Origin of the sequence: Pseudomonas sp. Sample_20 (assembly GCF_004307585.1) — a bacterium.
GTDB lineage: Bacteria > Pseudomonadota > Gammaproteobacteria > Pseudomonadales > Pseudomonadaceae > Aquipseudomonas > Aquipseudomonas atacamensis.
In genome coordinates, this window is the sequence record NZ_RCOA01000050.1 from 1 (window position 1) to 11,446 (window position 11,446).

The following is an 11,446-nucleotide window of genomic DNA, read 5'->3' on the forward strand; positions in this document are numbered from 1 at the left end:
AGCAGACGCGAGTCAGAGCAGCAGTCAGAGTGGTTTTACCGTGGTCAACGTGACCGATGGTGCCAACGTTGACGTGCGGTAGGGAACGATCAAATTTTTCTTTAGCCACGACAATTAACTCCTAGCCTAAAGGGGCTGAATCAGCCTTGTTTTTTGGTTACGGATTCGACGATGTGCGACGGAGCCGTATCGTATTTTTTGAATTCCATAGAGTAGCTTGCGCGACCCTGGGACATGGAACGAACGTCGGTCGCATAACCGAACATCTCACCCAGTGGAACCTCGGCACGGATAACCTTGCCGGACACTGTGTCTTCCATACCCTGGATCATGCCGCGACGACGGTTAAGGTCGCCCATCACATCACCCATATAGTCTTCAGGCGTAACAACCTCTACCGCCATGATCGGCTCGAGCAACTCACCACCACCCTTCTGGGCCAGTTGCTTGGTCGCCATGGAAGCAGCCACCTTAAACGCCATCTCGTTGGAGTCGACGTCGTGGTAAGAACCATCGAACACGGTAGCCTTCAGGCCGATCAGCGGATAGCCGGCAACAACGCCGTTCTTCATCTGCTCTTCGATACCCTTCTGGATAGCCGGGATGTATTCCTTAGGAACCACACCACCTACAACTTCGTTCACGAATTGCAGACCTTCCTGACCTTCGTCAGCAGGAGCAAAACGGATCCAGCAGTGACCGAACTGGCCGCGACCACCGGACTGACGAACGAACTTGCCTTCGATTTCACAGTTCTTCGTGATGCGCTCACGATACGAAACCTGAGGCTTGCCGATGTTGGCTTCGACGTTGAACTCACGGCGCATCCGGTCAACCAGGATGTCCAGGTGCAGCTCGCCCATGCCCGAGATGATCGTCTGACCAGTCTCTTCATCAGTTTTAACGCGGAAAGACGGGTCTTCCTGAGCGAGTTTGCCCAGAGCGATACCCATTTTTTCCTGGTCATCCTTGGTCTTAGGCTCTACCGCAACCGAAATAACCGGCTCCGGGAAGTCCATGCGAACCAGGATGATTGGCTTGTCAGCGTTGCAGAGGGTTTCACCAGTGGTGACGTCCTTCATGCCGATCAGGGCCGCGATGTCACCAGCGCGTACTTCCTTGATCTCTTCACGGGCGTTTGCGTGCATTTGCACCATACGACCCACGCGCTCTTTCTTGCCTTTGACCGAGTTGATCACGCCGTCGCCGGAGTTCAACACGCCCGAGTAAACGCGGACGAAGGTCAGAGTACCCACGAATGGGTCGGTAGCGATCTTGAACGCCAGAGCCGCGAAAGGCTCGTTGTCGTCTGCATGACGCTCCATCTCTTCTTCCTCGTTATCAGGGTTGGAACCCTTGATAGCAGGAATGTCGGTCGGAGCAGGCAGGTAGTCGATAACGGCGTCGAGAACCAGGGGAACGCCCTTGTTCTTGAACGAAGAACCGCAAACGGCCAGAACGATTTCGCCGGCGATAGTACGCTGACGCAAAGCAGCCTTGATCTCTTCGATCGACAGCTCTTCGCCTTCCAGGTACTTGTTCATCAGCTCTTCGTTGGCTTCGGCAGCAGCCTCAACCATGTTGTTGCGCCACTCTTCAGCCAGCTCTTGCAGCTCGGCAGGAATGTCCTTGCGAACAGGGACCATACCTTTGTCGGAGTCGTTCCAGTAGACAGCTTGCATGTTGATCAGATCGATCTGACCCTGGAAGTTGTCTTCGGAACCGATGGCCAACTGGATCGGCACCGGAGTGTGACCCAGACGCTGCTTGATCTGACCGATCACGCGCAGGAAGTTGGCGCCGGCACGGTCCATCTTGTTTACGTAAACAAGACGTGGAACGCCGTATTTGTTGGCTTGACGCCATACGGTTTCCGACTGCGGCTCAACACCCGAAGTACCGCAGAACACAACGACAGCGCCGTCGAGTACGCGCAGGGAACGCTCAACTTCAATGGTGAAGTCAACGTGGCCCGGGGTATCGATTACGTTGAAACGGTGCTCGTGAGAGTACTGCTTCTCGGAACCTTTCCAGAAGGCGGTAATGGCAGCAGAAGTAATGGTAATACCACGCTCCTGCTCCTGAACCATCCAGTCTGTGGTCGCGGCGCCATCATGCACCTCGCCCATTTTGTGACTTTTGCCGGTGTAAAACAGTACGCGCTCGGTGGTGGTGGTTTTACCAGCATCCACGTGAGCGACGATACCGATGTTACGGTAGCGGCTAATCGGAGTAGTACGAGCCATAAAGCCCTCGCAAAATTAGTGAAGCTAAAATTAGAAGCGGTAGTGCGAGAAAGCTTTGTTGGCTTCGGCCATACGGTGCACGTCTTCACGCTTCTTAACAGCAGCACCTTTACCTTCAGCAGCATCCAGCAGTTCGCCAGCCAAACGCAGAGCCATAGACTTCTCGCCGCGCTTACGGGCGAAGTCTACCAACCAGCGCATTGCCAGAGCGTTACGACGGGAAGGACGAACCTCGACCGGAACCTGGTAAGTAGCACCACCAACGCGGCGCGACTTCACTTCGACCAGCGGAGCGATGGCGTCGAGTGCTTTTTCGAAGAGTTCCAGGGGATCGGTGCCAGCCTTACGGGCCGCAACGGTTTCCAGGGCACCATAAACGATACGCTCGGCAACGGCTTTCTTGCCGCTTTCCATAACGTGGTTCATGAATTTGGCGAGGATCTGGCTTCCGTATTTCGGATCGTCCAGAATCTCACGCTTTGCTGCTACGCGACGTCTTGGCATGATAAGCCCTCAAGCGGTCTTCAGGTTAGCTCGGGACAGATCCAGAGGATGCGTGCCCGACCTTACTCTTATCGACTCAATAAAATAAAAATCTGCAAAACGGCCGATTACTTCGGACGCTTGGTACCGTACTTCGAACGACCCTGGTTACGGCCTTTAACGCCGGAAGTATCCAAGGAGCCGCGAACGGTGTGGTAACGAACACCTGGCAAGTCTTTTACACGACCGCCGCGGATCAGTACCACGCTGTGCTCTTGCAGGTTGTGGCCTTCACCACCGATGTACGAGGAAACCTCGAAACCGTTGGTCAGACGCACACGGCATACTTTACGCAGTGCCGAGTTAGGTTTTTTCGGCGTGGTGGTGTACACACGGGTGCACACGCCACGACGTTGCGGGCAGTTCTGCAGCGCAGGTACGTCGGATTTCTCGACGATACGCTTACGCGGCTGACGTACCAGCTGGTTGATAGTTGCCATCTACTAGCTCCACTGTTGTCTTGCGACGCTATTGTCTTGCAAGAAAAGCAAAATGGCAGGAACGAATTCCCGCCAAATTTAGGGGATCAAGAGTCTAAAGAGGATCTTGATTCCAGTCAAGGCAAGGCCCCGACCTCCCCGCCCATCGAACCTTGACTTGATGTCTCGATTCGACGAACGGAGCGATCAGGGCCTCACTCTCGTTTATCGCAGAACTCAGTTACCGCTCGAGTTCAGCGCTTCGGTCAGTGCAGCTTCCACTTCACTGGCGCTTACGCGCAACGGCTTGTCGGCATCACGGCGACGCTTGCGCTCGCTGTGATAGGCAAGACCGGTACCGGCCGGGATCAGACGACCCACGACTACGTTTTCTTTCAGGCCGCGCAGGTAATCGCGCTTGCCGGTGACTGCCGCTTCGGTCAGTACGCGGGTGGTTTCCTGGAAGGAAGCCGCCGAGATGAACGATTCGGTGGACAACGACGCCTTGGTGATACCCAGCAGAACGCGAGTGAACTTGGAGACAAACTTGTCTTCCGCGCTCAGACGCTCGTTCTCTACCAGAACGTGAGTCAGTTCCATCTGGTCGCCCTTGATGAAGCTGGAATCGCCGGACTCGGAGATCTCAACTTTACGCAGCATCTGACGCAGGATGGTCTCGATGTGCTTGTCGTTGATCTTCACGCCTTGCAGACGATAAACGTCCTGGATCTCGTTGACGATGTACTTGGCCAGCGCGCTTACACCCAGCAGACGCAGGATGTCGTGCGGATCGCTTGGACCGTCGGAGATAACTTCGCCGCGGTTTACCTGTTCGCCTTCGAAGACGTTCAGGTGACGCCACTTCGGAATCAGCTCTTCGTACGGATCGCTACCGTCGTTCGGGGTAATGACCAGACGGCGCTTGCCTTTGGTCTCTTTACCGAACGCGATGGTGCCGCTGACTTCAGCCAGAATCGACGCTTCTTTCGGACGACGGGCTTCGAACAGGTCGGCAACACGCGGCAGACCACCGGTGATGTCACGGGTCTTCGAAGTTTCCTGCGGGATACGAGCGATAACGTCACCGATCGCAATCTTCGCACCGTCAGCCACACCGACCAGGGCGTTGGCTGGCAGGAAGTACTGAGCGATAACGTCAGTGCCTGGCAGCAACAGATCCTTGCCGTTGTCGTCGACCATCTTCACTGCTGGACGGATTTCCTTACCGGCAGCTGGACGATCTTTCGCGTCAAGTACTTCAATGTTGGTCATACCGGTCAATTCGTCAGTCTGACGCTTGATCGTGATGCCTTCTTCCATGCCCACGTAGGTCACGGTACCTTTCATTTCGGTAACGATCGGGTGAGTGTGCGGATCCCACTTGGCGACGATTGCGCCAGCGTCGACCTTGTCACCTTCCTTAACCGAAATCACAGCACCGTACGGCAGCTTGTAACGCTCGCGCTCACGACCGAAGTCGTCCGCGATTGCCAGCTCACCGGAACGGGACACAGCAACCAGATGGCCATCCACTCGCTCAACGTGCTTCAGGTTGTGCAGACGGACGGTACCGCCATTCTTCACCTGAACGCTGTCGGCTGCGGAAGTACGGCTTGCCGCACCACCGATGTGGAACGTACGCATGGTCAGCTGAGTACCCGGCTCACCAATGGACTGGGCAGCGATAACGCCGACCGCTTCACCGATGTTCACCTGGTGACCACGAGCCAGATCACGGCCGTAGCACTTGGCGCAGATGCCGTAGCGGGTTTCGCAGCTGATCGGCGAACGCACGATCACTTCGTCGATGCTGTTCAGCTCGATGAATTCGACCCACTTCTCGTCTACCAGAGTACCGGCAGGAACGATAACGTCCTCGGTGCCTGGCTTGAATACATCACGGGCAATGACACGACCCAGTACGCGCTCACCCAACGGTTCTACAACGTCACCGCCTTCAATGTGCGGAGTCATCAGCAGACCGTGTTCGGTGCCGCAATCGATCTCGGTTACTACCAGATCCTGCGCCACGTCTACCAGACGACGAGTCAGGTAACCAGAGTTAGCGGTTTTCAACGCGGTATCCGCCAGACCTTTACGAGCACCGTGAGTCGAGATGAAGTACTGAAGTACGCTCAGACCTTCACGGAAGTTCGCAGTAATCGGCGTTTCAATGATGGAACCGTCCGGCTTGGCCATCAGACCACGCATACCGGCCAGCTGACGAATCTGTGCTGCGGAACCCCGCGCACCCGAGTCAGCCATCATGTACATCGAGTTGAAAGACTCTTGGTCGACCTCGTCGCCGTGACGGTCGATGACTTTCTCTTTCGAGAGGTTGGCCATCATCGCCTTGGAAACTTCGTCGTTCGCTTTCGACCAGAGGTCGATCACTTTGTTGTACTTCTCGCCCTGGGTTACCAGGCCGGAGGCGTACTGGCTCTCGATCTCTTTCACTTCGTCGGTGGCTGCACCGATGATGCGGGCTTTTTCATCCGGGATAACGAAGTCGTTAACACCGATGGAAACGCCGGAGATGGTCGAGTAAGCGAAACCGGTGTACATCAACTGGTCAGCGAAGATCACGGTCTCTTTCAGACCAACCACGCGGTAGCACTGGTTGATCAGCTTGGAGATCGCCTTTTTCTTCATCGGCAGGTTGACGACATCGAACGACAGACCTTTCGGCACAACCTGGAACAGCAGCGCACGGCCGACAGTGGTGTCGACGATACGGGTACCGCTCACGCTGTTGCCGTCACGGTCGTTGACGGTTTCGTTGATACGAACCTTGACCTTGGCGTGCAGTGCGGCTTCGCCGGCACGGAACACACGGTCGACTTCCTGCAGATCCGCGAACACACGACCTTCGCCCTTGGCGTTGATCGCTTCACGAGTCATGTAGTACAGACCCAATACAACGTCCTGCGACGGAACGATGATTGGCTCACCGTTGGCTGGCGACAGAATGTTGTTGGTCGACATCATCAACGCACGCGCTTCGAGCTGGGCTTCCAGCGTCAGCGGTACGTGCACGGCCATTTGGTCGCCGTCGAAGTCGGCGTTGTACGCGGCGCAGACCAGCGGGTGCAGCTGGATAGCCTTACCTTCGATCAGTACCGGTTCAAACGCCTGGATACCCAGACGGTGAAGGGTCGGTGCACGGTTGAGAAGAACCGGGTGTTCGCGAATCACTTCAGCAAGAACGTCCCAAACCTCTGGCAGTTCGCGCTCGACCATTTTCTTGGCCGCTTTGATGGTGGTCGCCAGACCACGCATTTCCAGCTTGCCGAAAATGAACGGCTTGAACAGCTCGAGAGCCATCTTCTTCGGCAGACCGCACTGATGCAGACGCAGGGTCGGGCCTACGGTAATTACCGAACGACCGGAGTAGTCAACACGCTTACCGAGCAAGTTCTGACGGAAACGACCCTGCTTACCCTTGATCATGTCAGCCAAGGATTTCAGAGGACGCTTGTTGGAACCAGTGATTGCGCGACCACGACGACCGTTGTCGAGCAATGCATCGACCGCTTCCTGCAACATACGCTTTTCGTTGCGCACGATGATGTCCGGAGCGGACAGATCCAGCAGGCGCTTCAAACGGTTGTTACGGTTGATCACTCGACGATACAGATCGTTGAGGTCGGAGGTCGCGAAACGACCGCCATCCAGCGGGACCAGTGGACGCAGATCTGGCGGCAGAACCGGCAGAACGGTCAGCACCATCCACTCTGGCAGGTTGCCGGAACCCTGGAAGGCTTCCATCAACTTCAGACGCTTGGACAGCTTCTTGATCTTGGTTTCCGAGTTGGTTTGCGGAATCTCTTCACGCAGACGGCCAATCTCGTGCTCCAGGTCGATAGCGTGCAGCAGTTCACGGACAGCTTCGGCACCCATGCGGGCGTCGAAATCGTCACCGAACTCTTCCAGCGCTTCGAAGTACTGCTCGTCGTTCAGCAGCTGACCTTTTTCAAGGGTGGTCATGCCTGGATCGATAACGACATAGCTCTCGAAGTAGAGAACGCGTTCGATATCACGCAGGGTCATATCCATCAGCAGGCCGATACGCGACGGCAGCGATTTCAAGAACCAGATGTGGGCAACCGGCGAAGCCAGTTCGATGTGCGCCATGCGCTCACGACGAACCTTGGCCAGTGCAACTTCAACGCCGCACTTCTCGCAGATCACACCACGGTGCTTCAAGCGCTTGTACTTACCGCACAGGCACTCGTAATCCTTTACCGGGCCAAAGATCTTGGCGCAGAACAGGCCGTCACGCTCGGGTTTGAACGTACGGTAGTTGATGGTTTCCGGCTTTTTAACTTCACCGAACGACCACGAACGGATCATCTCCGGCGAGGCCAATCCGATACGGATGGCGTCGAACTCTTCGACTTGACCCTGGTTTTTCAGCAAATTCAGTAGGTCTTTCAAGGCCTTTCCTCCTGGCGGAGCAGAGAGCGGGCAATCCTGCCCCGCTCTCGATTCGCGTCACGTGTTATTCGGTTTCCAGATCGATATCGATGCCGAGGGAACGAATTTCCTTGATCAACACGTTGAAGGACTCGGGCATGCCCGGCTCCATACGGTGATCGCCATCCACGATGTTCTTGTACATCTTGGTACGGCCGTTCACATCGTCCGACTTCACTGTGAGCATTTCTTGCAGAGTGTAAGCAGCACCGTATGCTTCCAGTGCCCAGACCTCCATCTCCCCGAAACGCTGACCACCGAACTGCGCCTTACCACCCAGCGGCTGCTGGGTAACCAGGCTGTAAGAACCGGTAGAACGCGCGTGCATCTTGTCGTCTACCAAGTGGTTCAGCTTCAGCATGTACATGTAGCCAACGGTAACTGGACGCTCGAACTTGTTGCCGGTACGGCCGTCGGTCAGCTGCATCTGGCCGCTTTCCGGCAGGTCTGCCAGTTTCAGCATGGCCTTGATTTCGCTTTCCTTGGCGCCGTCGAACACTGGAGTGGCCATTGGAACGCCGCCACGCAGGTTGTTCGCCAGATCGAGGATTTCCTGATCGGAGAAGCTGTCCAGATCTTCGTTACGACCGCCGATCTGGTTGTAGATCTCGTCCAGGAAGGTGCGCAGTTCAGCGACTTTACGCTGCTCTTCGACCATCCGGTTGATCTTCTCGCCCAGACCTTTGGCCGCGAGGCCCAGGTGGGTTTCGAGGATCTGACCAACGTTCATACGCGAAGGTACGCCCAGCGGGTTGAGGACCACGTCGACCGGGGTGCCATTGGCATCGTGCGGCATGTCTTCAACCGGCATGATCACGGAGACCACACCCTTGTTACCGTGACGACCGGCCATCTTGTCGCCCGGCTGGATGCGGCGACGGATTGCCAGGTAAACCTTGACGATTTTCAGCACGCCTGGAGCCAGGTCATCGCCCTGCTGCAGTTTGCGCTTCTTGTCTTCGAACTTGTCGTCCAGCAGACGGCGACGATCAACGATGTAGGCCTGAGCCTTCTCGAGCTGCTCGTTCAGAGCATCTTCAGCCATGCGCAGTTTGAACCACTGGCCGTGCTCAAGACCGTCGAGTACTTCGTCGGTGATGTCCTGACCTTTCTTCAGGCCGGCGCCGCCTTCAGCCTTGTGGCCTACCAGTGCGGAACGCAGACGCTCGAAAGTCGCGCCTTCAACGATGCGGAACTCTTCGTTCAGATCCTTGCGGATCTCGTCCAGCTGGGACTTCTCGATCGACAGTGCACGAGCATCACGCTCAACGCCGTCACGGGTGAAGACCTGTACGTCGATGACAGTACCTTTGGTGCCGGTTGGCACGCGCAGGGAGGTGTCTTTAACGTCGCTGGCTTTTTCACCGAAGATTGCACGCAGCAGTTTTTCTTCCGGAGTCAGTTGGGTCTCGCCTTTCGGAGTGACCTTGCCAACCAGGATGTCGCCTGCGCCTACTTCAGCACCTACGTAAACGATACCGGCTTCGTCCAGCTTGTTCAGTGCAGCTTCACCCACGTTCGGGATGTCCGCAGTGATTTCCTCTGGGCCAAGCTTGGTGTCACGGGCCACACAGGTCAGTTCCTGAATGTGGATCGTGGTGAAACGGTCTTCCTGAACCACACGCTCGGACAGGCAGATGGAGTCTTCGAAGTTGAAGCCGTTCCATGCCATGAACGCGATGCGCATGTTCTGACCCAGTGCCAGTTCACCCATGTCGGTGGACGGGCCGTCGGCCATGATGTCGCTACGCTGAACGCGATCACCTTTACGCACCAGCGGACGCTGGTTGATGCAGGTGTTCTGGTTCGAGCGGGTGTATTTGGTCAGGTTGTAGATGTCGACACCGGCTTCACCGGTTTCCACTTCGTCATCGGCAACACGAACCACGATACGGCTGGCATCGACGGAATCGATCACGCCACCACGACGAGCCACGACACAAACGCCGGAGTCACGGGCAACGTTACGCTCCATGCCGGTACCTACCAGCGGCTTGTCAGCGCGCAGAGTCGGTACAGCCTGACGCTGCATGTTCGAACCCATCAACGCACGGTTGGCGTCGTCGTGCTCGAGGAACGGAATCAGCGACGCTGCAACCGACACAACCTGCTTCGGCGAAACGTCCATCAGGGTGACGTCTTCCGGCGCCTTGACGGTGAATTCGTTCAGGTGACGTACGGCAACCAGTTCGTCGATCAGGACTTTCTGCTCGTTCATGGTCGCCGAAGCCTGCGCGATCACGTGATCGGCTTCTTCAATAGCGGACAGGAACACGATCTCGTCGGTGACCACACCCTCTTTCACCACGCGGTACGGGCTTTCCAGGAAGCCGTACTGGTTGGTGCGAGCGTACGCAGCCAGGGAGTTGATCAGGCCGATGTTCGGACCTTCCGGCGTTTCAATCGGGCAGACACGACCGTAGTGAGTCGGGTGTACGTCACGGACTTCGAAGCCTGCGCGCTCACGAGTCAGACCGCCAGGGCCGAGTGCAGAGACACGACGCTTGTGGGTGATCTCGGACAGCGGGTTGTTCTGGTCCATGAACTGCGACAGCTGGCTGGAACCGAAGAACTCTTTCACCGCCGCAGCCACTGGCTTGGCGTTGATCAGGTCTTGCGGCATCAGGCCTTCGCTTTCAGCCATCGACAGACGCTCTTTGACCGCACGCTCAACACGTACCAGGCCAACGCGGAACTGGTTCTCGGCCATTTCGCCTACGCAGCGAACACGACGGTTACCCAGGTGGTCGATGTCATCGACGATGCCTTTACCGTTGCGGATGTCGACCAGAGTCTTCAGGACCGCGACGATATCTTCCTTGCACAGCACGCCCGAACCTTCGATCTCGGTACGACCGATACGACGGTTGAACTTCATCCGGCCGACCGCAGACAGGTCATAGCGCTCAGGGCTGAAGAACAGGTTGTTGAACAGGGTCTCGGCAGCGTCTTTGGTTGGCGGCTCGCCTGGACGCATCATGCGATAGATCTCGACCAGCGCTTCCAATTGGTTGCTGGTGGAGTCGATCTTCAGTGTGTCGGAGACGAACGGACCACAGTCGATGTCGTTGGTGTACAGGGTCTCGATGCGAACGACCTGGGCCTTGGCGATCTTTGCCAGGACTTCAGTGTTCAGCTCGGTGTTGCATTCGGCCAGGATTTCGCCGGTAGCCGGGTGCACGATAGCCTTGGCGGTGGTGCGACCAAGGACGTAGTCCAGTGGCACGTCCAGCGTCTTGATACCGGCTTTTTCGATCTGGTTGATGTGGCGCGCGGTAATACGGCGGCCTTGCTCAACGATGACCTTGCCCTTCTCGTCCTGGATGTCCAGAACCGCAACTTCACCACGCAGGCGCGATGGCACCAGTTCCAGGCTGAGGGTTTCGCCGCTCAGGTGGAATACGTTGGTGGTGTAGAACGCGTCCAGCACTTCTTCGGTGGTGTAACCGAGTGCGCGCAGCAGGACCGAAGCCGGCAGTTTGCGACGACGGTCGATACGCACGAAGACGCAGTCTTTCGGGTCGAATTCGAAGTCCAGCCACGAACCGCGGTAAGGAATGATGCGAGCCGAGTACAGCAGTTTGCCGGAGCTGTGCGTCTTGCCGCGGTCGTGGTCGAAGAACACGCCCGGGGAACGGTGCAGCTGGGAAACGATAACACGCTCGGTACCGTTGATTACAAAGGTACCGTTCTCAGTCATCAGGGGAATTTCACCCATGTAGACTTCTTGCTCTTTGATGTCCTTGATCGCTTTGTTCGACG

At 56.6% G+C, this 11,446-nt stretch carries 6 protein-coding genes; all 6 read right to left on the minus strand.

Features of this window, described 5'->3' with window-relative positions; translation table 11 throughout:
* A partial coding sequence (locus tag D8U70_RS12100; RefSeq protein WP_130928968.1) for a GTP-binding protein occupies nucleotides 1-109 on the minus strand: 109 nt, incomplete at its 3' end.
* A gap of 31 nt (nucleotides 110-140) precedes the next feature.
* Entirely contained in the window at nucleotides 141-2,246 is a 2,106-nt protein-coding gene (gene fusA, locus D8U70_RS12105) for an elongation factor G (RefSeq protein ID WP_016772942.1), read from the minus strand.
* A 30-nt stretch (nucleotides 2,247-2,276) separates the two neighbouring features.
* On the minus strand, nucleotides 2,277-2,750 hold the full coding sequence (gene rpsG, locus D8U70_RS12110; RefSeq protein ID WP_016772941.1) for a 30S ribosomal protein S7: 474 nt from the start codon (nucleotides 2,748-2,750) through the stop codon (nucleotides 2,277-2,279).
* A 107-nt stretch (nucleotides 2,751-2,857) separates the two neighbouring features.
* The gene (gene rpsL / locus D8U70_RS12115) at nucleotides 2,858-3,229 is read right to left on the minus strand and encodes a 30S ribosomal protein S12 (protein ID WP_003186084.1); all 372 of its coding nucleotides are present in this window, start codon (nucleotides 3,227-3,229) and stop codon (nucleotides 2,858-2,860) included.
* Between the two features lie 216 nt (nucleotides 3,230-3,445).
* Nucleotides 3,446-7,645 (minus strand): DNA-directed RNA polymerase subunit beta', encoded by a 4,200-nt coding sequence (gene rpoC, locus D8U70_RS12120; RefSeq protein WP_016772940.1) that lies wholly within the window; start codon nucleotides 7,643-7,645, stop codon nucleotides 3,446-3,448.
* 64 nt (nucleotides 7,646-7,709) lie between these two features.
* Nucleotides 7,710-11,446, minus strand: a 3,737-nt coding sequence (gene rpoB / locus D8U70_RS12125) for a DNA-directed RNA polymerase subunit beta (protein WP_130928969.1), incomplete at its 5' end; no start/stop codon positions are given.